Raw genomic sequence first — 20,310 nt, 5'->3', positions numbered from 1 at the left:
AATGCTAGCCGCGCTGGCGCCCGCGGTGTCAACAGGCTGGGCCTATGGCTGGCTGAGCGCTTTCTCGCGCGCCTTGCCGCTGGCCGCCTCCACGCTCGGCGCGGCCGGCTTGCGCCAGTTGCTCAGGCGCGGGATGCGGGGGCCTCGGCTGGGGGCGGGTGCTTTGGCGGCGCTGGCGGCCGCAGCCGCGTCGGCGCGCTGCTGGCGGCTCGAGACGCGCTCGGGCACGGTCCAGAGGCCGATCAGGGCGCCCAGGAAGATGCCCGCCGTGTTCAGCACGCCCCACAGGGGCGGCAGATGGGAGGAGAACAGCATGGACGCGACCGGCCAGGTGCGCTCGGCGGTCTGCACGCCGAACACGATGAAGCCATACATCAACCATACGAGCCAGCCGGTCACCAGGCCGCCGAACACCCAGGCCACCACATGCTTGCGGCTGCGCTGGCGTGCGCGCAGGGTGATGTTGACCCAGATGGCGGCCAGCACCAGCAGGGGCAGGGCCAGCAGGCCGGCCTTCCAGGCCTGGGCGATCATGGTGTCGCTGCGCCCCGAGACCAGCACCCAGCTGCGTGGCAGGGTGATGGTGGTGATCACTTTGGAGGCCACCATCGCGCAGGTGTAGAGCGCGAAACCCGAAATAAAGGTCAAGAAGCGGCGTGCGCTTTGCATGGCGGGGTCCCGTGTCTGTTGTTACAGCAGATTGTCCGCGCTGGCCCGCCGCGCCGGGGCTGGTGTCCACCCTTGTTCCGCGGGGGGGATGGTGTGAATTTCTTCACACGAGCGCGCTACAGCGCATGCGTACAGAGCCTGAAGTCCGGGTCCTCGGGGAAGGGCTTGACGGCAAAGCCCAGGCTGCGCATCAACTTGAGCATGCCGGCGTTGTTGGCCAACACCAGGCCGTCGATCTCGGCCAGGCCCTTGTCGCGCGCCACGTCCATGATGGACTCCATCAGCCGCGAGCCCAGGCCCTTGCCGTTGAAATCATCGGCCACCACCAGGGCGAACTCGCAGCTGCTGCGATCGGGGTTGGTGATGTAGCGCGACACGCCGATGATGCGCTCGCTCTCCACCATCGCGCCATCGGCCCCCGGCTTGCGCTCCTTCACCACTGCCACCAGGGCCATCTCGCGGTCGTAGTCGATCAGGGTGAAGCGCGCCAGCATCGAGGCCGGCAGCTCGCTCATGTGCGAGACGAAGCGGAAATAGCGGCTCTCGGGCGAGAGCTGCTGCACCAGCACCTGCAGCATCTGCGCATCGTCGGGATGGATGGGGCGCAGCAGGTACTCGCCGCCGCCGCGCAGCGGCAGCATGCGCTCGTAGCGCGCCGGGTAGGGCAGGATGGCCAGGTGCTGGTAGCTCGGCGCGCGGCCGGCCGCGCCGGCGGGCGGCGCGTGGTCCACCACGATGCGCGCGTCCACCGCCACCGCGCCCTGCGCGTCGATGATGATGGGGTTGATGTCCATCTCGCGCAGCTGGGGCAGCTCGCACACCATCTCGGAGACGCGCAGCAGCAGCTGTTCCAGTGCCTCCATGTGCACGGCCGCCGCGCCGCGCCATTCGCCCAGGGTCTCGGCCACGCGGGCGCGCTCGATCAGGCGCCGCGCCAGGAACTGGTTCAGCGGCGGCAGCTCCATGGCGCGGTCGTTCATCAGCTCGATGCGCGTGCCGCCGGCGCCGAACACCACCACCGGGCCGAAGGGGTCGTCGGTGACCAGGCCGATATAGATCTCGCGGCCGCGCCTGGCGCGGGCCATCTTCTGCACCGTCACGCCGTTGATGCGCGCCTGCGGCTGCAGGCGCGCCACGCGCTCCACCATCTCGGTATAGGTGTCGCGCGCGCCGGCGCCGTTCATCACGTTCAGGGCCACGCCCTCGACATCGGACTTGTGGCTGATGTCGGGCGAATCGATCTTCAGCGCCACCGGGAAGCCCAGCTGGGTGGCGATCATCATCGCCTCGGTGGCGCTGCGCGCCAGGATGGTCTGCGTGACCGGGATGTGGAAGGCCGAGAGCAGGGTCTTGGATTCCAGCTCGGTCAGCACCTTGCGGCGTTCGGCCAGCACGCTCTCGATCACCAGGCGCGCCGATTCGATGTCGGGCTTGGCCAGGGTGGAGAGCGGCGGCGGGGTCTGCTGCAGCAGGCGCTGGTTCTGGTAGTAGGAGGCGATGTTGTCGAAGGCGCCCACCGCCGCCTCGGGGGTGCGGAAGCTCGGGATGCCGGCGCGGTTGAGCAGGCTGCGCGCCGCGCCCACCGAGGCATCGCCCATCCAGCAGGCCAGCAGGGGCTTGCCCAGCGCGGGCTTGAGCGCCGCCAGCGCCGCCGCCACCGCCTCGCCATCGCCGCCCGCCTTGGGCGAGCAGATCGCCAGCACGCCGTCGATCTGGGCATCGCGCGCGGCGGCCTCGACGGCGGCGCGGAAATGCGCCGGCCCGGCCTCCTCGGAGAGGTCGACCAGATCGCTCAGCGAGGCCAGCGCCGGCAGCTGCGGCTGCAGGGCCGCCGCCGTCTCGGGCGCCAGCTTGCCCAGCTGCAGGCCCAGCTCGTTGACCCAGTCGGCCGCCAGCACGCCGGGGCCGCCGCCGTTGGTGACGATGGCCAGGCGCCGGCCCACCGGGCGGTAGCGCGAGGCCAGGCATTTGGCGGCCGAGAACAGTTCCACGAAGGAGCGCACGCGCACCGCACCGGCGCGGCGCAGCGCGGCGTCGAACACCTCGTCGCTGCCGATGATGCTGGCGCTGTGGGTGTGCGCGGCCTCGTTGCCGGCCGGCTTGCGGCCCGCCTTCAGCACCACCACCGGCTTGGCGATGGCGGCCGAGCGCAGCGCGCTCATGAAGCGGCGTGCGCTCGAGATGCCCTCCAGGTAGACGATGATGCTTTGCGTCTGCGCGTCATGCGCCAGGAAGTCCAGCACCTCGGCAATGTCCACGCCGGTGTGCGGGCCCAGCGAGACCACGCTGGAAAAACCCACCGCATTCTTGCTGGCCCAGTCCAGCATCGCGGCGGTCAGCGCGCCCGACTGCGACACCAGGGCCAGCGGGCCCGCCGCGGCCAGCGGGCCGGCCACGCTGGCATTCAGCTGCAGGGCGGGGCGCTGCAGGCCCAGGCTGTTGGGCCCGAGCAGATGCACGCCCTCGCGGCGCGCGATCTTCTTCAGCTCCGCCGCCTGCTCGGCGCTGATGCCGCTGCTCAGCAGCAGGGCGGCGCGGCAGGTCATGCGGCCGGCAATCTCCAGCGCGGCGGCCAGGTCGGCGGGTGGCAGGGCGATGATGGCCAGATCGGCGCGCGCCTGGGCCAGGTCGGCCAGCGTGCCGCTGGTGTGGATGTCCAGGAACTGCAGCGTGCCGGTGTAGCGCTGGCCGCGCAGCGCGGCGTGCAGGTTCTGCGCCTGGGGGGTGAGGCCCTCGGGCGTCTCCGCCTGCCCCGCAAACACCACGATGGAGCTGGGCGTGAACAGCGGCGCGAGATAGTGTTTGTCCATGGACGCCGAGTCTAGGCGCGGGCCGCTGGCAGCGGCATGACTTTAATCAGCCCGTGGGTTGAGCTCGGGCAGCAACTGCCGGATCGCCTGGTCGATGCGCTCCATGGTGCGCGGGTCCACCTGCCTGGAGCACATCAGATAGCGCTTGAGGCCCTCGGGAGCGTCCGGGTAGTTGATGCGCACCAGGTTCAGCGCGTTGATCTCGCCCTTGGTGTCGATCCAGTTGAGGTCTTCCTGGTCGATCAGCATGTAGTCGGCGCGCCGCACCGCCACCATCTTGGCGAGCTGCACCGGCGAGATCACCGCGCGTATCGGCGGCCGCGCCATCGCGGCGATCGCCTTGTCGAGCTCGGGCCCGTAGGACACGCCCTCGACCACGCCCAGGCTGAAGCGGGTGTCCGCCATCATGGCGGCCATGCTGGCATGGGCGCGCAGGGCCGGCGCGGCCGCGCCGCTGGCCAGCACCACATGCGGCTTGTCCTGGTGGATGGGCAGCGAGAAGCGCGCGAACTTCTCGCGCTCCGGCAGCTTGTACCAGCTCGGCGAGCACAGCTCCTCCTGGTTGGCCTGGATGTCGTTCATGATGCGCTTCAGCGGCATCTCGACATACAGGGCCTCGACCCGGGCCAGCTTCATGATCTCGATGGTGCGCTTGAGCAGGAAGCCGGCGGGCTGGCCTCGGTCGGTGAAGCTGTAGGGGGGCTTGTCGCGGTATTCGACGGTGATGCGCTGACCCCAGCCGGCCTGGCCGGCCAGGCATAGCAAGAGCAACAGGGCGCGCTTGGCCCTGGAGGCAAATGGGGTGGGGGGCTGCTTCAACGACAAGTATTTGGATCCGGGCAAGGGTGCCGCCATTCTGATCCAAGCACGCGGGACTTCGCGCTGAGGAGCTCGTGACACGCGTCACGCTAACGGCGTGCGCGGCCTGGTGCGAAGCTGCTTGGCGGAGACGGTGAGATTCGAACTCACGGAGGGGATAAACCCTCGGCGGTTTTCAAGACCGCTGCCTTAAACCACTCGGCCACGTCTCCCGAGTGAAGAGCGCGAATTCTAGCTGTGATTGCACCGGCTATTCCCCGGGTTTCTGGGACTGCGCGCAGGGTACCTGGATCAGTTCCAGCGCGTGGCCGTTCTCCACGCGCGCCGCGCTCAGGCTGCCGCCCCAGACGCAGCCGGTGTCCAGGGCCAGCAGGCCGGGGCGCTGCAGCAGGCCCAGGGTGGACCAATGGCCGAAGGCGATGGGCGTGTCGGCGCTGCGCCGACCCGGCACATCGAACCAGGGCATGAAGCCGGGCGGGGCGCTGCCGGCGCCGTCCTTGGTCTTGAAGTCCAGCGTGCCGTCGGCGGTGCAAAAGCGCAGCCGCGTCAGCACGTTGACGACGAAGCGCAGGCGTGCGACGCCCGCAAGGCCGGCATCCCAGCGCGCCGGCTCGTTGCCATACATCTGGGCCAGGAACTCGGGCAGCTCCGGGCCGCGCAACAGCGCCTCCACCTCGCCGGCCAGCGCCAGGGTCTGGGTCAGGTCCCATTGCGGCACCACGCCCGCATGCACCATCAGCCAGCCCTGCTCGAAGCAGGCCATGCGCTGCTGGCGCAGCCACTCGAGCAGGGCGGCGCGGTCGGGTGCTTCGAGGATCTCGTGCAGGGTGTCGCTGCGGCTGGGCTTGCGCGTGCCCTGGGCGGCGGCAAGCAGGTGCAGGTCGTGGTTGCCCAGCAGACAGGTGGCGGCCGCACCCAGGCCCTGCAGGCGGCGCAGGGTCAGCAGCGAGGCCGGGCCGCGGTTCACCAGGTCGCCCAGCAGGTAAATGCGGTCGCGCGAGGGCGAGAAGTCGATCTTCTGCAGCAGGCGCTCGAGCGCATCGCAGCAGCCTTGCAGGTCACCGATCAGGTAGTTCATACCGGGATTGTGCTGTCGGAATCGTCTTGGGCTTCTGCTACTCTTGCCGGCTTCTTCGAACCCACAGCGCCGCATCGCGGGTAAACCCGGATCAGGCGGCGCGCTCAATGGATACCGCCTTACTTCTCTTCCTGTTGTTGCTGAACGCCTTTTTTGCGATGTCTGAAATGGCCCTCTCGGCCAGTCGCAAGGCGCGCCTGCAGGTGCTGGTGGAGGCGGGCGAGTCGGGTGCCCAGGCCGCCATGGACCTGCACGACAACCCGACCAAATTCCTCTCCACGGTGCAGATCGGCATCACCTCCATCGGGGTGCTGAACGGCATCGTGGGTGATGCCGCTTTCTCGGCGCCGCTGTCGCGCTGGCTCAGCGAGACCTTCGGCCTGCATGGCAATGCGGTGGACATTGCCGCCACCGCCCTGGTGGTGGTGATCATCACGGTGGTGACCATCATCTTCGGCGAGCTGGTGCCCAAGCGCCTGGGCCAGATCTATCCCGAGACGGTGGCGCGCATGGTGGCGCCGCCGATGGAATTCCTCTCCCTGGTGGCGCGCCCGCTGGTGAGGGCGCTGACCTTCAGCACCGAGGCCACGCTGGGCCTGATGGGTTTGCGCGGCAAGACCCAGCGCAGCGTCACCGAGGAAGAGATTGCCGCCAGCCTGGAAGAGGGCCTGGACGCCGGCGTGATCGAGGAGCACGAGCACCAGATGGTGCGCAATGTGTTCCGCCTGGACGAGCGCCAGATCGGCTCGATGATGATCCCGCGCGCCGAGATCGCCTGGCTGGACGTGAGCGATTCGCCCGCCCAGGTGCTGAAGATGCTGCAGGCCCATGGCTACAGCCGCTACCCGGTCTGCCGCGGCGGCCTGGGCGATGTGCTGGGCGTGGCCAGTACCCAGGGCCTGCTGGCGCGCGCGCTCGCCGGGCAAGACCTGGCCCTGGGCGAGGGCCTGGAGGCGCCGGTGTTCGTGCCCGAGACGCTCTCGGGCATGGAGCTGCTGGAGCACTTCCGCGCGTCGGACGCGCCGCTGGTGTTTGTGGTGGATGAATACGGCGAGGTGCAGGGGGTGATCTCTGTGCGCGACGTGCTGGAAGCGATCGCTGGCGAGTTCAATGCGCCCAGCGATGGCGATGCCTGGGCGGTGCAACGCGAGGACGGCAGCTGGCTGATGGATGGCCTGATACCCGTGCCCGAGCTGAAGGACCGCCTGGACTTGAAGGAACTGCCCGAAGAGGACCGTGGGCGCTACAACACCCTGGCCGGCATGGTGATGCTGCTGCTGGGGCGCTTGCCGCGCACGGCCGATGTGGTGGAGTGGAACGCCTGGAGATTCGAGGTCGTGGACCTCGATGGCAAGCGTGTGGACAAGGTGCTGGTCTCGAGACTGGCCGCTGATGGAGAAACTGAATGAGCAACCCCCCGATGTACGGCAACCTGGTGCCGCTGGACCGTGAGCAGCACAAGAAGCTGCGCCTGCAGACCGAGCTGAGCAGCGTGGACCGCGTGGCCGGCATGAACTCGCTGTTCCTGGCCGTGGTGGAATTCGCCGACGCCTGCAAGGAGTTCCCGATCGTGTTCGTGCGCGTCGGCGACCCGACCAACGCCACCGGCGGCAAGGCGCCGGTGGCGCCCCTGGCCGTGTTCGGCCTGAAGGCCGGCAGCAATCTGTTCATCAAGAACGGCGAGTGGCAAGGCCAGTACATGCCCGCCTATCTGCGCCGTTATCCCTTCGCGATGGCCCGCATCAACGAGAGCGAGGACATGGCGGTCTGCTATGACGCCGACTGGAAGGGCTTCTCGGACACCGAGGGCACCCAGCTGTTCTCCGAAGATGGCCAGCCCACCGAGTTCACGGTCAACGCCAAGAACTTCCTGGAGAGCTTCGAGCGCGAGGCCGAGCGCACCCGCCTGGCCTGCGAACGCCTGGTGCAGCTGGAACTGCTGCGCGACATGCGCTTCGAGGCCACGCTGACGAACGGCGAGAAGATCGACGTCGAGGGCTTCCTGGCCCTGGACGAAGAGAAGTATGCCGCGCTGGACGATGCCACCGTGGGTGAGCTGCACCGCAACGGCCTGCTGGCCCTGCTGGAAATGCACCGCCTCTCTCTGGGCCATATGAGCCGCCTGGCCGGCATGCATAACGCTGCCTGAGTACATGCAGCCTTGTGACAAACCCGCCCCGGGTTTGTCGCGACGGCTGCCGGGCGCGGCCCTCGCTAGCATCCCGCCGAACAAAGATCCTTTGGGACGCGGTGATGTCAGTGTTGGTATTTGAGGGATTTTTGTCGACGCCCGAGATGGTCGAGGTCTTTGACGAGACCGCGGTCGTGCAGGCGATGATGGATTTCGAGGCCGCGCTGGCACGCGCCCAGGCCAAGGCCGGCGCGATACCGCCGGGCGCTGCGCAGGCCATTGCCAGCCTCTGCCGTGCCGAGCTCTACGATGTGGCGGCGATGCTGGCCGCCAGCGGTCGCGCCGGCAGCCTGGCGCTGCCGGTGGTGCGCAAGCTCAGCGAGACGGTGGCCCTGTTCGACCCGCTGGCCGCCGGCTTCGTGCACTGGGGCAGCAGCCACCAGGACCTGCTGGACACCGCCATGGTCTTGCAGACGCGCAAGGCTCTGCAGCTGATCGAGCAGGACCTGCTCAGGCTGTGCGGGCAGTTGCTGGACCTGGCCGAGCGCCATGCCCGTACCGCCCTGCTGGCCCGCGTCCAGCTGCAGCCGGTGCAGGTGACCAGCCTGCGCCACAAGCTGGTGGCCTGGCTGAGCCCCTTGCTGCGTTCCGCGCAGGCGCTGCGTGAGCGCGCCGACGAGGCGCTGCTCCTGCAACTGGGCGCCGGCGGGGACGGCACCTCCGCACAAGTGAGCGTCTTGATGGGCCAGGAGCTGCAGCTGCCGCTGCCGGCAATGCCCTGGCCGACCCAGCGCGACCGGCTGGCGAGACTGGCGGCCGAACTGGGCGTGCTGTGCGGCTCGCTGGGCAAGCTGGCCCTCGACCTGGCGTTGCTGGCGCAGGCCGAGCTGGGCGAGCTGAGCGGGCCGGTCGCCTGCCAGCAGGCCCTGGCGGCGGCCCAGCGCGCACCCCAGCGCGTCGCGGCCCTGCTGGGCTGCATGCAGCAGCAGCAGGAGGGCGGCCTGGGCAACTGGCCGGCCGAATGGGCCGAATGCTGCGGGCTGCTGGTGTGCACGCATGGCGCGGTGAAGGCGCTGGCCCAATCTGCCGAAGGCATGCAGCCGCAGGGCGCGCGCATGCTCGAGAACATCGATGCGCAGCGCGATCTGATCTTCGCGCAGGGCTTGAGCATGTTGCTGGCACAGGTGCTGGGCGGCGCACGCGCCCGGCGCTGCGTGGACGCGCTGGTGGCGCGGGTGCGGCAGGGCGAGGCGCCCCTGCGCGTGCTGGCACGCGCGGCCGTGGCCGCCGACGCCGAGCTGGCGGCGGGCATCGTGCCGGCGCAGCTGGAGGCGGTGTTCGATGTGCATGCGGCGGCCCAGCAGGCCGACGAACGCGTGCAAGCCGCCCTGCTGCAGGCGCGCGCTCAATGGGCCGCCCTGATGGACAGCCCGAGGCCTTGATGCCGCCGCGGCTGTGTGTTTGAGGCCACGCCAAGCCCTGCTTGTGTAAGCAACTGCAAGCCTTGAGGCTCATTCGTGTGACAGCGGCGGGTTCGTGAAATTGGTCACGGAGAGTCGCATAGACTCGCGCCTGGCTTGAGGGAGTGGTTGTATGGCGGCGGATGGCATGGACTTGACGGCGGGCATGGCGCAGATGGTGCGCGACCATGGTGCCGGCGCGCTCGTGTCGGCGCGGCGCAGCGAGAGCGATTTCCGCTCCTTGCTGACGCGCACCACCGAGGCCGGCCTGATCAGCGTGCTGGCCGGCGACGCCTCGACCGCCGAGCATCCGGCGGGGCAGTTGGTGCGGCGGCGCTATGCCGACAGCGGCTACGACCTGAGCGCCGCCCAGATGGCGCACCGCGGCGTGGTGTGCACGGTGCAGGCCCTGCTGGATCGCCAAATCGCCGGCACGGTGGGCGTGCGCCCCGACAGCATGGAAGGCTTGACCGCCGACCTGGCCTTCGGCCATGTGCTGGACGCGCTGCGCGACGAGGGCTATTCCCTGTGCGAGGTGACGCGCCTTGCGGTGGAGCGCGATGCGCCCGCGCGCGCGGTGCTGGCCAGCCTGTTCCACGTCGTCTACCTGCTGGCCAAGGATCGCTTCCAGGCCGACCGCCTGGTGATCGAGGTGAACCCGCGTCATGTCTCGTTCTACAAGCGCATGCTGGGCTTTGTCGAGCATGGCGAGGTGTGGCGCCATCCGGTGGTGGATGCGCCGGCCACCTTGTTGAGCCTGGACCTGAGCTTTGTGCAGGGTCAGATCATGCTCTATGGCGGCCAGCCCGAGCTGGTGCGCCTGTCGCGCAATCTCTATCCGATGTGCCTGCCGATGGCCGAGGAGGCCGAGGTGATGCGCGCCATCTGGAGCTGGGACTGACTGAGCACCGAGGGCAAGCCCCGCGGCTTGCCCGACGGCTCAGTCAGGCCAGGGCGCCTGCCAGCGCCCGGGCTGACTGAACACCGAAGCCAAGCACGTCACCCCCGCCAACCCAGTTGGCGCGACAGCTCGCTGCCGGTGCGCTTGAGCGCCTGGGCCATAGCACCGTTCGCCGCCAGTTCGAAGCCGCTGCTGGGCCCGATCGCGGTGATGCTCAGCACCATGCGGCCCTGATCGTCGAACACCGGCGCGGCCAGGGCCGAGACGCCCGCCACCACGCCGTCGCGTGAGCTGGCGATGCCCAGCGCGCGCGCCTGATCCAGGTGGGACTGGAGTTCAGCGTCAAACGTCGCTGGGCCGCCCTCGCGGCCCAGCGCCTCCAGCACCTGCTCGCGCGGCAGATAGGCGGCGAACAGCCGGCCCGAGGCGGTGCCGCGCAAACTCATCACCGTGCCATGGCGCATGCTCACATGCACCGGGCTGGGCGCCTCGGCCACGCGCACGATGGTGGGGCCGCGGTTGCCCCAGACGGCGATCGCCACCGTCACGTCCAGCGCCTGGGCCAGCTCTTCCACGCGCGGCGTGGCCAGGCGCACCGGGTCGTATTGCTGCAGGCTGATCAGGCCCAGCTGCAGGGCCAGCGGCCCCAGGCCGTAGCGGCCGCTGCCGGCCTCCTGCTCCACCAGGCCCAGCTTGATGAAGCTCACCAGATAGGGGTGGGCCTTGGCCGGCGGCATGCCGGCCTCGCGCGCCAGATCCTTCAGCGCCAGCGGCCGGCCCAGATGCGCCAGGGCAATCAGCAGCGCGCCGCCGACCTCCACGCTCTGGATGCCGCGCGGGCCGCGCTCGGCGGCGGGGGCTTCTTCATCAAGGCTCTGGCTATCGGGCATGCGGGTTTATACCTAAAACAATCAATTAGACATTAACAAACGGCCTAACTAAGATCAAGCCCTGTTGTTCGTTATAGGTGAATTAGTTTGCTTATGACGAAATGTAGCCGCCCCATTTGAGGAAAGCCAGTCTCATGAGCACCAAGACCTTTGCCTCCCAGGCCGATCTGGAAGTGAAGCGCGTCAGCTTCGATCGCCTCTCCGACCATGCCTATGCCTATACCGCCGAGGGCGATCCGAATACCGGCATCGTGATCGGTGACGATGCGGTGATGGTGATCGACACCCAGGCCACGCCGGTGATGGCGGCCGACGTGATTCGCCGTATCCGCGAGGTCACCGACAAGCCGATCAAGTACGTGCTCTTGAGCCATTACCACGCGGTGCGGGTGCTGGGTGCCTCGGCTTATCAGCCCGAGCACATCATCGCCAGCCAGGACACCTACGAGCTCATCGTCGAGCGCGGCGAGCAGGACAAGGCGAGCGAGATCGGCCGCTTCCCGCGCCTGTTCCAGAACGTCGAATCGGTGCCGCCGGGCCTGACCTGGCCCACGCTCACCTTCAGCGGCAAGATGACGCTGTGGCTGGGCAAGCTGGAGGTGCAGATCCTGCAACTGGGCCGTGGCCATACCAAGGGCGATACGGTGGTCTGGCTGCCGCAGGACAAGGTGCTGTTCTCGGGTGATCTGGTCGAGTTCGACGCCACGCCCTATGCCGGCGATGCCTATTTCCAGGACTGGCCGCAGACCCTTGACAACATCGCTGCGCTCAAGCCCGAGAAGCTGGTGCCGGGCCGCGGCGCCGCGCTGCAAAGCCCCGCGCAGGTGGCCGCCGGCCTGGCCGGCACGCGCGCCTTCGTGAGCGAGCTTTATGAAAGCGTCAAGGCCGGCGCCAGCGCCGGCCGCGACCTCAAGACCGTGTACCGCGAGACCTATGAGCGTCTCGCGCCCAAGTACGGCCAGTGGGTGATCTTTGCCCACTGCATGCCGTTTGACGTGACGCGCGCCTACGACGAGGCGACCGCGTACCCGGACCCGCGCATCTGGACCGCCGAGCGCGACATCGCCATGTGGCAAGCCCTGGAAGGGAATTGAAGCAATGACCAAGATCGAACGCATCCACCACGTCGCCTACCGCTGCAAGGACGCCAAGACCACCGTCGAGTGGTACCGCAAGCACCTGGGCATGGACTTCGTGCTCGCCATCGCCGAGGACAAGGTGCCCTCCACCCATGCCCCCGACCCCTATATGCATCTCTTCATGGATGCGGGCAATGGCAACATCCTGGCCTTCTTCGAGCTGCCCAACTCGCCCGAGATGGGGCGCGACACCAACACGCCCGACTGGGTGCAGCACATCGCCTTCAAGGTGGGCAGCGTGGCCGAGCTGGAAGAGACCAAGGCGCGCCTGCAGGCCGAGGGCATCGAGGTGATCGGCATCACCGACCACACCATCTTCAAGAGCATCTATTTCTTCGACCCCAACGGCCACCGCCTCGAACTCGCGGCCGATGTGGGCACGCCGGCGATGTACCAGGCGCTGGATGCCTGCAAATGGGAGATGCTCAATGAATGGGCCGCCACCAAGAAGGCGCCCAAGCATGCCGCCTGGATGCACGACAAGGAATTCGCGCAACCCCGTTGAGTGAGCGAAAGGGCAGGAGACGGCCATGCAGAAGACATATACCTATCCCGAGTTCGCCTACCGCCAGAGCGAGGAGCAGCGCAGCGGCCGGCCAGAGCACCACGCGGTGCTGATCGTCGGCGCCGGGCCCATCGGCCTGACCCTGGCGCTGGACTGCGCCGCGCGCGGCCTGCGCTGCGTGCTGCTGGACGACAACAACAGCGTCAGCATCGGCTCGCGCGCGGTCTGCTATGCCAAGCGCCCGCTGGAGATCTGGGACCGCCTGGGCGTGGGCGCGAGCCTGGTGGAGCAGGGCGTGCGCTGGCAGGTCGGCAAGGTGTTCTTCCGCGACGAGCTGGCCTACCAGTTCGACCTGCTGCCCGAGGCCCATCACCAGATGCCGGCCATGATCAATCTGCAGCAGTACCACCTGGAAGAAAAGCTGGTGGCCGCCTGCGAGGCTGAGCCCCTCATCGACCTGCGCTGGAAGCATCGCCTCTTGAGCCTGGAGCAGGACGGCGCTGGCGTGCGCCTCACCATCGAGACGCCCGACGGCGTGTTCCACAGCGCGGCCGACTGGGTGGTGGCCTGCGACGGCGCCAACAGCGACACACGCCGCATGATCGGCGCCGAGTTCACCGGCCAGGCCTTCCAGGATCGCTTCCTGATTGCCGACGTGATCATCAAGGACGCGAACTTCCCCACCGAGCGCTGGTTCTGGTTCGACCCGCCCTTCCATCGCGGCCAGTCGGTGCTGCTGCACAAGCAATGCGACGGGGTCTGGCGCATCGACTTCCAGCTCGGCTGGGGCGCCGATCCCAACGAGGAGAAGAAGCCCGAGAAGGTGATCCCGCGCATCCAGGCCATGTTGGGGCCGGAGGTCGAATTCGAGCTGGAGTGGGTGTCGGTCTACCAGTTCGCCTGCCGCCGCATCGACCGCCTGCGCCATGGCCGCGTGCTGTTTGCCGGCGACTCGGCGCACCAGGTTTCGCCCTTCGGCGCGCGCGGTGCCAACACCGGCGTGCAGGATGCCGACAACCTCGCCTGGAAGCTGCAGGCGGTGCTGAGCGGCCGCGCGCCCGAGCATCTGCTGGACAGCTACCACGAGGAGCGTGCCGTCGCCGCCGACGACAACCTCTTGAACTCCACCCGCTCCACCGACTTCATCACGCCCAAGAGCCGCACCTCGCTGCGCCTGCGCAATGCGGTGCTGGAGCTGGCGCGCACCGAGGCCTTTGCGCGCCCGCTGGTCAACAGCGGCCGGCTTTCCACGCCCACGCCCTACCTGAACTCCTCGCTCAACACGCCGGACGAAGAGTTGTTCCATGGCCGCATGAAGCCCGGCAGCCACTGTGCCGATGCGCCGGTGCACAACCGCGCCGGCCAGCCGGACTGGCTGCTCAAGCACCTGGGCCAGGGCTTTGTGCTGCTGAGCTTCGGGCCGGTGCCGGCCGTCGAGGGCCTGAGCGTGCTGGAGATCGGCCGCGACCTGATCGACAGCGAGGGTGTGCTGGCCCAGCGCTACGATGGTCGGCCCGGCACGGTCTACCTGTTGCGCCCCGACCAGCATGTGGCTGCGCGCTGGCGCGGCTTCGACGCCGCCAAGGTGCAGGCCGCGCTGCGCTGCGCCCTCGCCATCCACTGAACGCCGGAGTGACCATGATGACCCAGCTGATCCGCTCCCCCAATATTCCCGATCCCGACGGCTTCTACGAGCAGCTGATCCATGCCCAGCGCGATCTCAGCGACGAGCAGGCTGAGATGCTGCTGGCCAAGCTGGTGCTGATCCTGGCCAACCAGGTGGGCGACCGCGCGGTGCTGGCCGAGGCGCTGGCGCTGGCCCGTACGAACACGCTGAACTGAGAACGATGAGCGACGACGCATTGCAATACCTGGCCGGCTTCGGCAACCAGCACCAGAGCGAGGCCGTGGCCGGCAGCCTGCCGCGGGGCCAGAACAGCCCGCAAAAGGTGGCGCACGGCCTCTACGCCGAGCTGCTCTCGGGCAGCGCCTTCACCGCGCCGCGCGCCGACAACCAGCGCAGCTGGCTCTACCGCCGCCAGCCCTCGGTGGTGGTGGGCGGCTACGCGCCGCTGGCGCATGAGTTCCTGAAAACCGGCGCGGCGGAGGGTCAGGTCGTGCCCCCCGATCCGCTGCGCTGGGCGCCCACGCCGGTGCCCGCGGCCGACTGCGACTTCGTCAGCGGCCTGCGCACCCTGTGCGTGAACGGCGACCCGGATGCGCAAGTGGGCATGGCGGCCCACCTCTATCTGGCGAATCGCTCGATGGAGCGCGCGGCCTTCGTCAATGCCGATGGCGAACTGCTGATCGTGCCGCAGCAGGGCGTGCTGCGCATCACGACCGAGCTCGGCCGCCTGGACGTGCGGCCCGGCGAGATCGCGCTGATCCCGCGCGGCCTGGTGTTCAAGGTGGCGGTGGACGGGCCCTCGCGCGGTTATGTGTGCGAGAACTACGGCGCCGCCCTGCGCCTGCCCGAGCTCGGCCCGATCGGCTCCAACGGCCTGGCGAATGCGCGCGACTTCCTCGCGCCGGTGGCCTGGTTCGAGGACGAGGAGCCCGGCGACTACAACATCATCAAGAAGTTCGGCGGCCGGCTGTGGCGCGCGCACCAGGCCCACAGCCCCTTCAATGTGGTGGCCTGGCATGGCAATCTGACGCCCTACAAGTACGACACCGCGCACTTCATGACGGTGGGCTCGATCAGCTTCGACCATCCGGACCCCAGCATCTTCACCGTGCTCACCAGCCCCTCGGACACGCCCGGCTGGGCGAATGTGGACTTCGTGATCTTCCCGCCGCGCTGGATGGTGGCCGAGCACAGCTTCCGCCCGCCCTGGTACCACCGCAATGTGATGAGCGAGTTCATGGGCCTGGTGCTGGGCCAGTACGATGCCAAGCCCGAGGGCTTCAAGCCGGGCGGCGCCAGCCTGCACAACGCCTTCGTGCCACATGGCCCCGACACCGAGGCCTTCGCCAAGGCCTCGGCCGCCGCGCTGACCCCGCACAAGCTGGACCACACCCTGGCCTTCATGTTCGAGACCCGCTACCGCCTCTTGCCCACCGCCTTCGCGATGCAGGCGGGGGGCGCACTTGAAACCACTTATGCCGACTGCTGGAACGGTCTGGCCGACAACTTCACGACACCATGAGCCAACTCGACTTCACCCATGACCCGGCCGCGCAGAGCTGGGTGGTCAGCGCGAATGCCGCCGCCACCGATTTCCCGCTGCAGAACCTGCCCTATGGCCTGTTCCGCCGCGCCGGCAGCAACGAGGCCGCCCGCGTCGGCGTGGCCATCGGCGACCAGATCCTGGACCTGCAGCTGGCCGCGGCCGCGGGCCGCTGGAGCAGCGCCGAGCAGGTGCTCTTGCAGGCCCTGGCCCATGGCGATCTGAACGCCTTCATGGCGCAACCGCAGGCGCGGCGCCGTGCCCTGCGCCAGGCCCTGTTCCTGGCCCTGCAGGCCGGCAGCAAGCAGGAGGCCGCGCTGCGCCCCTGCCTGCTGGCGCAGGCCGCTGCGCAGATGGCCGTGCCCTGCCGCATCGGCGACTACACCGATTTCTATACCGGCATCCACCATGCCACCACGGTGGGCAAGCTGTTCCGTCCCGACAACCCGCTGCTGCCCAACTACAAATGGGTGCCGATCGGCTACCACGGCCGCAGCTCGTCGATAGTCGTGAGCGGCTCCACGGTACGCCGCCCGCTGGGGCAGCTGATGGCCCCCGGGGCCGAGGCCCCGGTGCAGGCCGCCAGCAAGCGGCTCGACTATGAACTCGAGCTGGGCCTGTTCGTGGCCGGCGGCAATGCGCTGGGCGAGCCCATCCCGATGGCCGAGGCCGAGCAGCATATGTTTGGCGTGACGCTGCTGAACGACTGGTCGGCGCGCGATATGCAAGGCTGGGAGTACCAGCCGCTGGGCCCCTTCCTGGCCAAGAACTTCGCCACCACGATCTCGCCCTGGATCGTCACGATGGAGGCGCTGGAGCCCTTCCGCGCCCCGTTCTCGCACCCGCCCAGCGACCCGCAGCCGCTGCCCTATCTGGACTCGCCGGCCAACCGCGCCGCGGGCGGCTACGAGATCGAGCTGGAGGTGTGGCTGCAGACCGAGGCGATGCGCGCGCAAGACCTGGCCCCGACGCGGCTGATGCGCAGCAACTTCAAGCACGCCTACTGGACGCTGGCGCAGATGCTCACCCACCACGCCAGCAATGGCTGCAATCTGCAGCCCGGCGACCTGCTGGGCACGGGCACGCAGTCGGGCCCGGCGGCGGAGGAGGGCGGCTCGCTGCTGGAGCTCTCGAATGGCGGCAAGCAGGCGCTGAGCCTGCCCAATGGCGAGACCCGCAGCTTCCTGCAGGACGGCGATACCGTGATCCTGCGCGGCTATGCGGTCAAGGAGGGGGCGCGCCGCATCGGCTTTGGCGATTGCGCCGGCACCATCACGCCGGCGCCTCGAGCCACAGCAGGCTGAACCAGCCGCGCGCGTCGGTCCAGACCGGGCCGGCGCGAAAACCGGCGCGCGCCGCCTGGGCCTGGAAGCCGGCGATGCTGTACTTGTGCGAGTTCTCGGTGTGCAGGGTCTCGCCGGCGGCAAACTCGTAGTCCACCCCGTCCAGCCTGAACCGCTGCTCGCGCAGGCTCAGCAAATGCATCTCGATGCGCTGCTGCGGCGCGTTGTAGAAGGCGCTGTGCTCGAAGCCCGCGGGGTCGAACTCGGCGCCCAGCTCGCGCCGCGCGCGCGCCAGCAGGTTGAGGTTGAAGGCCGCGGTGACGCCGGCGGCATCGTTGTAGGCGGCATGCAGCACGGCGGGGTCCTTGATGAGGTCGATGCCGATCAGCAGGCCGCCACCGCGCAGCTCCTGGGCCGTCATCTGGAAGAAGGCCTGGGTCTCCGCGGGCGAGAAATTGCCGATGCTGGAGCCCGGGAAGAAGCCCACGCGGCGGCCGCGTGCGGGCCGCGGCGGCAGGTCATGCGGCTGGGTGAAATCGGCCACCACCGGCTTGATGGCAAGCGCCGGGTAGGCCTGCTGCAGCTCGGCGCAGGCGCTCAGCAGATGCGCGCCCGAGATGTCCACCGGCACGAAGGCATGGGGCTCGTCCAGATGCGCGATCAGATGCCGCACCTTGCGCAATGCGCCGGCGCCGTACTCCACCAGCTGCGCATGCGGCCCCATGCAGGCGGCCATCTCGGCGCCATGGGCCCGCAGCAGGGCCAGCTCGGTGCGGGTGGGGTAGTACTCTGGCAGCTCGCAGATCCGCTCGAACAGCTGCGAGCCGATCTCGTCGTAGAAGTACTTGGGCGCGATGCTGCGCGGGCGCTGGCTCAGGGCCAGGTGCAGGTCGCTGGCAAACCGCTGTTTGGCGCTGGCCGCTTGATTCATGATGCGCTGGCTCCCAGATCGCGCGCCAGGCGCAGGCCGCTGAACTGCCAGCGCGCGGCCGGCGGGAAGAAGTTGCGGTAGCTGGGCCTGGCATGGCCCGGCGGGGTGGCCAGGCTGCCGCCGCGCAGCACCAGCTGGCCCACCATGAATTTGCCGTTGTACTCGCCCACCGCGCCCGCCATCGGGCGAAAGCCCGGATAGGGGTGGTAGGCCGAGTAGGTCCATTGCCAGGCCTGATCGGCCGCCTGCGCGAAGCCGGGCAGGGCGCTGGCGGCCTCCCATTCAAATTCGCTGGGCAGGCGCGCACCCGCCCATTCGGCGAACGCGGCGGCCTCGTAAAAGCTCAGCTGCAGCACCGGCGCCTGCGGGTCCAGCGGCTGCAGGCCGGCGAGGCCGAACACCTGGGTCTGCCCGTCCTGCTCACGCCAGTAGGCCGGGCCTTGCCAGCCCTGCGCCTGTACCAGCGCCCAGCCGTCCGAGAGCCACAGCGAGGCGCGCCGGTAGCCGCCGTCGGCGATGAAGGCGGCATAGTCGCCACAGCTCACCAGCCGGCTGGCGATCTCGAAGGGCCGCAGCAGCTGGGCATGGCGCGGCAGCTCGTTGTCGAAGGCAAAGCCCGCGCCCGCATGGCCGATCTCCACCGTGCCGCCGCCATGGGCCAGCCAGCGCAGCGGCGGGGCGGCAGCGGGCGGCGGGGTGTGCGCCCGGTAGGCGGGCAGCAGGGGATGGCAGGAGAAGGCGTGCAGGATGTCGGTGAGCAGCAGCTCCTGGTGCTGCTGCTCGTGCTGCAGGCCCAGCTCGACCAGGGCCAGGTCTTGCGGCCCCAGCGCCTGGCCCAGAAAGTCCTGCATGGCGGCGTCGACATGGCGGCGATAGGCCTGCACCTCGGCCAGGCCGGGCCGGCTCAGCAGGCCGCGCTGCGGGCGCGGATGGCGCGGGCCCAGGGCCTCGTAATAGGAGTTGAACAGGTAGGGGTAGGCGGGGTCGAAGCAGCGGTAGCCCGGCATGCGCGGCGCCAGCAGCAGGGTCTCGAAGAACCAGCTGGTGTGGGCCTGGTGCCATTTGCAGGGGCTGGCATCGGGCATGGACTGCAGCGCCTGGTCTTCCGCCGACAGCGGCGCGGCCAGCGCCTCGGTATGGGCGCGCACCGCCAGATAGCGCTGGCGCAGGGTCTGTGCTGTGCTGCTCATGTTCACCAGGGCCTCCATGGCGCAACGGTAGCCTATCTTGCTGCCCAAAGATGTCAGCAGTTGCAGGGCAAACCTCAGGCGCCCGCCCGCGCCCGTGGGCATAACATCGCCGGCTTGGCGCAGGCCCCCAGAGGAGACATCCGTGACCAACCCCGCAAGCCCCTTGTTCCGATCTGCCATGGCCCTGGCCGCCGCGCTGGCCCTCGCCACACCGGTGCTGGCGCAGGAGCTGACGCTCAAGGTGCATCACTTCTGGCCGCCGGCGGCGATGCCGCCCACCAAGATCCTGCAGCCCTGGTGCGACAAGATCGCCGCTGATTCGGGCGGCAAGCTCAAGTGCCAGATCTTCCCGGCGATGCAGCTGGGTGGCACGCCGGCGCAGCTGATCGACCAGGCCAAGGACGGCGTGGTGGACATCGCCTTCACCCTGCCGGGCTACACGGCCGGGCGCTTCCCCATCATGGAGGTGTTCGAACTGCCCTTCATGACCAATTCCGCCGAGGCCGGCGCGCGCGCCGCCTGGGACTTCTACGGCAAGTACGCCAGCAAGGAATTCGCCGGCCTCAAGCCGCTGATGTTCAGCGTGCACGACGAGGGCTATCTGCATACGCGCGAGAAGCAGATCAAGACCCTGGCCGACTTCAAGGGCCTGAAGCTGCGCGCGCCCACGCGCCAGACCAACAAGCTGCTGGCCTCGCTGGGCGCCACGCCGGTGGGCATGCCGCTGCCGGCGGTGGCCGATGCGGTGAGCAAGGGCACCATCGACGGTTTTGCCCTGCCCTGGGAGGTGATCCCCTCGGTGAAGCTGCATGAGATGGTGAAGTACCACACCGAGACCGACCGCATGCGGCCGGCGCTCTACAGCGCGGTGTTCGTGCTGGCGATGAACCAGGCCCGCTACGAGGGCCTGCCCGCCGAGCTGAAGGCGGTGATCGACAAGAACTCCGGCGCCGCGTTCTCGCAGCAGGCCGGCAAGACCTGGGACGAGAGCCAGGCGGTGGGCCGCAAGCCGGCGCTGGACCGCGGCAACGTCTTCTACACCGTGCCGGCCGCCGAGGTCGATCTGTGGATCAAGGCCAGCCATCCGCTCTACGACGAATGGGCGGCCGATATGGACAAGCGCGGTCTGCCCGGCAAGCAGATGCTGCAGGACGCGCAAGGCCTGCTGGCCAAGTACAAGAAGTAAGGCGTGGCCGTGCCCGCCGGCCTGCGAACCCTGGCGCGCTGGTGCGCGCTGGCCGGCTGCCTTTGCGCCAGCCTGACCGCGCTGCTGACCGTGGCCAGCATCATCGGGCGCTCCTGGCTGGCGCGCCCGATCCAGGGCGATGTGGAGC

General features: G+C 68.9%; 18 protein-coding genes and 1 tRNA gene. 11 read left to right on the top strand and 8 right to left on the bottom strand.

Annotation, left to right across the window (positions count from 1 at the left end; translation table 11 throughout):
• Positions 1-42: 42 nt before the first annotated feature.
• From AC3WQY_RS23255 to AC3WQY_RS23235, 5 genes are all read right to left on the bottom strand, one after another.
• Positions 43-669 (bottom strand): hypothetical protein, encoded by a 627-nt coding sequence (locus AC3WQY_RS23255; protein ID WP_492710936.1) that lies wholly within the window; start codon positions 667-669, stop codon positions 43-45.
• 116 nt (positions 670-785) lie between these two features.
• The gene (locus AC3WQY_RS23250) at positions 786-3,479 is read right to left on the bottom strand and encodes a bifunctional acetate--CoA ligase family protein/GNAT family N-acetyltransferase (protein ID WP_492710935.1); all 2,694 of its coding nucleotides are present in this window, start codon (positions 3,477-3,479) and stop codon (positions 786-788) included.
• Positions 3,480-3,521: 42 nt separating this feature from the next.
• Positions 3,522-4,304, bottom strand: coding sequence for a substrate-binding periplasmic protein (locus AC3WQY_RS23245; protein ID WP_492710934.1), 783 nt, complete (start codon positions 4,302-4,304; stop codon positions 3,522-3,524).
• Between the two features lie 116 nt (positions 4,305-4,420).
• Positions 4,421-4,510 (bottom strand) — tRNA-Ser (locus tag AC3WQY_RS23240).
• A 38-nt stretch (positions 4,511-4,548) separates the two neighbouring features.
• A complete protein-coding gene (locus AC3WQY_RS23235; RefSeq protein WP_492710932.1) occupies positions 4,549-5,376 on the bottom strand; it encodes a symmetrical bis(5'-nucleosyl)-tetraphosphatase in 828 nt (275 codons plus the stop codon).
• A 107-nt stretch (positions 5,377-5,483) separates the two neighbouring features.
• On the opposite strand from AC3WQY_RS23235, the gene AC3WQY_RS23230 reads away from it, so the two are divergent.
• The 4 genes from AC3WQY_RS23230 to AC3WQY_RS23215 all read left to right on the top strand — a co-directional run bounded on the left by AC3WQY_RS23230 (position 5,484) and on the right by AC3WQY_RS23215 (position 9,868).
• Positions 5,484-6,785: a hemolysin family protein gene (locus tag AC3WQY_RS23230; RefSeq protein WP_285231239.1), complete on the top strand. Its 1,302-nt coding sequence runs from the start codon at positions 5,484-5,486 to the stop codon at positions 6,783-6,785.
• A complete protein-coding gene (locus AC3WQY_RS23225; protein ID WP_285231240.1) occupies positions 6,782-7,525 on the top strand; it encodes a SapC family protein in 744 nt (247 codons plus the stop codon). Before AC3WQY_RS23230 ends, AC3WQY_RS23225 begins: the two co-directional genes overlap by 4 nt.
• Positions 7,526-7,656: 131 nt before the next feature.
• Positions 7,657-8,949, top strand: coding sequence for a lyase family protein (locus AC3WQY_RS23220; RefSeq protein WP_492710930.1), 1,293 nt, complete (start codon positions 7,657-7,659; stop codon positions 8,947-8,949).
• Between the two features lie 166 nt (positions 8,950-9,115).
• Positions 9,116-9,868 carry an N-acyl amino acid synthase FeeM domain-containing protein gene (locus tag AC3WQY_RS23215; protein ID WP_492710929.1) on the top strand — a complete coding sequence of 251 codons (753 nt, stop codon included), beginning with the start codon at positions 9,116-9,118 and terminating at the stop codon, positions 9,866-9,868.
• Between the two features lie 98 nt (positions 9,869-9,966).
• Here the strand turns inward: AC3WQY_RS23215 and AC3WQY_RS23210 are convergent, their stop codons facing one another.
• The gene (locus AC3WQY_RS23210) at positions 9,967-10,758 is read right to left on the bottom strand and encodes an IclR family transcriptional regulator (protein ID WP_492710927.1); all 792 of its coding nucleotides are present in this window, start codon (positions 10,756-10,758) and stop codon (positions 9,967-9,969) included.
• A gap of 134 nt (positions 10,759-10,892) precedes the next feature.
• Between AC3WQY_RS23210 and AC3WQY_RS23205 the strand changes: the two genes are divergently transcribed.
• From AC3WQY_RS23205 to fahA, 6 genes are read left to right on the top strand one after another with little or no spacing between them, the layout of a single operon-like run.
• Positions 10,893-11,852 carry an MBL fold metallo-hydrolase gene (locus tag AC3WQY_RS23205; RefSeq protein WP_492710925.1) on the top strand — a complete coding sequence of 320 codons (960 nt, stop codon included), beginning with the start codon at positions 10,893-10,895 and terminating at the stop codon, positions 11,850-11,852.
• 4 nt (positions 11,853-11,856) lie between these two features.
• On the top strand, positions 11,857-12,402 hold the full coding sequence (locus AC3WQY_RS23200; protein ID WP_285231245.1) for a VOC family protein: 546 nt from the start codon (positions 11,857-11,859) through the stop codon (positions 12,400-12,402).
• Positions 12,403-12,427: 25 nt separating this feature from the next.
• Positions 12,428-14,026, top strand: a complete 1,599-nt coding sequence (locus AC3WQY_RS23195; protein WP_492710923.1) for an FAD-dependent oxidoreductase — start codon at positions 12,428-12,430, stop codon at positions 14,024-14,026.
• 14 nt (positions 14,027-14,040) lie between these two features.
• A complete protein-coding gene (locus AC3WQY_RS23190) occupies positions 14,041-14,244 on the top strand; it encodes a DUF2783 domain-containing protein (RefSeq protein WP_425334607.1) in 204 nt (67 codons plus the stop codon).
• A gap of 5 nt (positions 14,245-14,249) precedes the next feature.
• A complete protein-coding gene (gene hmgA, locus AC3WQY_RS23185) occupies positions 14,250-15,551 on the top strand; it encodes a homogentisate 1,2-dioxygenase (protein WP_492710921.1) in 1,302 nt (433 codons plus the stop codon).
• Entirely contained in the window at positions 15,548-16,876 is a 1,329-nt protein-coding gene (gene fahA, locus AC3WQY_RS23180; protein WP_492710919.1) for a fumarylacetoacetase, read from the top strand. The genes hmgA and fahA overlap by 4 nt, the downstream gene beginning before the upstream one ends.
• Here the strand turns inward: fahA and egtD are convergent.
• Both egtD and egtB read right to left on the bottom strand, forming a co-directional pair.
• Positions 16,845-17,786 carry an L-histidine N(alpha)-methyltransferase gene (gene egtD, locus AC3WQY_RS23175; protein WP_492710917.1) on the bottom strand — a complete coding sequence of 314 codons (942 nt, stop codon included), beginning with the start codon at positions 17,784-17,786 and terminating at the stop codon, positions 16,845-16,847. The two genes, fahA and egtD, sit on opposite strands and share 32 nt — an antisense overlap.
• A complete protein-coding gene (gene egtB, locus AC3WQY_RS23170) occupies positions 17,783-18,976 on the bottom strand; it encodes an ergothioneine biosynthesis protein EgtB (protein WP_492710915.1) in 1,194 nt (397 codons plus the stop codon). Before egtB ends, egtD begins: the two co-directional genes overlap by 4 nt.
• A gap of 178 nt (positions 18,977-19,154) precedes the next feature.
• Between egtB and AC3WQY_RS23165 the strand changes: the two genes are divergently transcribed.
• Entirely contained in the window at positions 19,155-20,162 is a 1,008-nt protein-coding gene (locus AC3WQY_RS23165) for a TRAP transporter substrate-binding protein (RefSeq protein ID WP_492710942.1), read from the top strand.
• Positions 20,163-20,310 lie beyond the last annotated feature (148 nt).

Source organism: Roseateles sp. FW301-B2, from assembly GCF_058788955.1.
This window is presented reverse-complemented; position numbering and strand designations above follow the sequence as displayed.

Excerpts from the sequence above, each read along its gene's own strand:
- AC3WQY_RS23255 (WP_492710936.1), bottom strand. The coding sequence starts at position 669 with ATGCAAAGCGCACGCCGCTTCTTGACCTTTATTTCGGGTTTCGCGCTC.
- AC3WQY_RS23250 (WP_492710935.1), bottom strand. The coding sequence starts at position 3,479 with ATGGACAAACACTATCTCGCGCCGCTGTTCACGCCCAGCTCCATCGTG.
- AC3WQY_RS23235 (WP_492710932.1), bottom strand. The coding sequence starts at position 5,376 with ATGAACTACCTGATCGGTGACCTGCAAGGCTGCTGCGATGCGCTCGAG.
- AC3WQY_RS23230 (WP_285231239.1), top strand. The coding sequence starts at position 5,484 with ATGGATACCGCCTTACTTCTCTTCCTGTTGTTGCTGAACGCCTTTTTT.
- AC3WQY_RS23225 (WP_285231240.1), top strand. The coding sequence starts at position 6,782 with ATGAGCAACCCCCCGATGTACGGCAACCTGGTGCCGCTGGACCGTGAG.
- AC3WQY_RS23215 (WP_492710929.1), top strand. The coding sequence starts at position 9,116 with ATGGACTTGACGGCGGGCATGGCGCAGATGGTGCGCGACCATGGTGCC.
- AC3WQY_RS23210 (WP_492710927.1), bottom strand. The coding sequence starts at position 10,758 with ATGCCCGATAGCCAGAGCCTTGATGAAGAAGCCCCCGCCGCCGAGCGC.
- AC3WQY_RS23205 (WP_492710925.1), top strand. The coding sequence starts at position 10,893 with ATGAGCACCAAGACCTTTGCCTCCCAGGCCGATCTGGAAGTGAAGCGC.
- AC3WQY_RS23200 (WP_285231245.1), top strand. The coding sequence starts at position 11,857 with ATGACCAAGATCGAACGCATCCACCACGTCGCCTACCGCTGCAAGGAC.
- AC3WQY_RS23195 (WP_492710923.1), top strand. The coding sequence starts at position 12,428 with ATGCAGAAGACATATACCTATCCCGAGTTCGCCTACCGCCAGAGCGAG.
- AC3WQY_RS23190 (WP_425334607.1), top strand. The coding sequence starts at position 14,041 with ATGATGACCCAGCTGATCCGCTCCCCCAATATTCCCGATCCCGACGGC.
- hmgA (WP_492710921.1), top strand. The coding sequence starts at position 14,250 with ATGAGCGACGACGCATTGCAATACCTGGCCGGCTTCGGCAACCAGCAC.
- fahA (WP_492710919.1), top strand. The coding sequence starts at position 15,548 with ATGAGCCAACTCGACTTCACCCATGACCCGGCCGCGCAGAGCTGGGTG.
- egtD (WP_492710917.1), bottom strand. The coding sequence starts at position 17,786 with ATGAATCAAGCGGCCAGCGCCAAACAGCGGTTTGCCAGCGACCTGCAC.
- egtB (WP_492710915.1), bottom strand. The coding sequence starts at position 18,976 with ATGAGCAGCACAGCACAGACCCTGCGCCAGCGCTATCTGGCGGTGCGC.
- AC3WQY_RS23165 (WP_492710942.1), top strand. The coding sequence starts at position 19,155 with ATGGCCCTGGCCGCCGCGCTGGCCCTCGCCACACCGGTGCTGGCGCAG.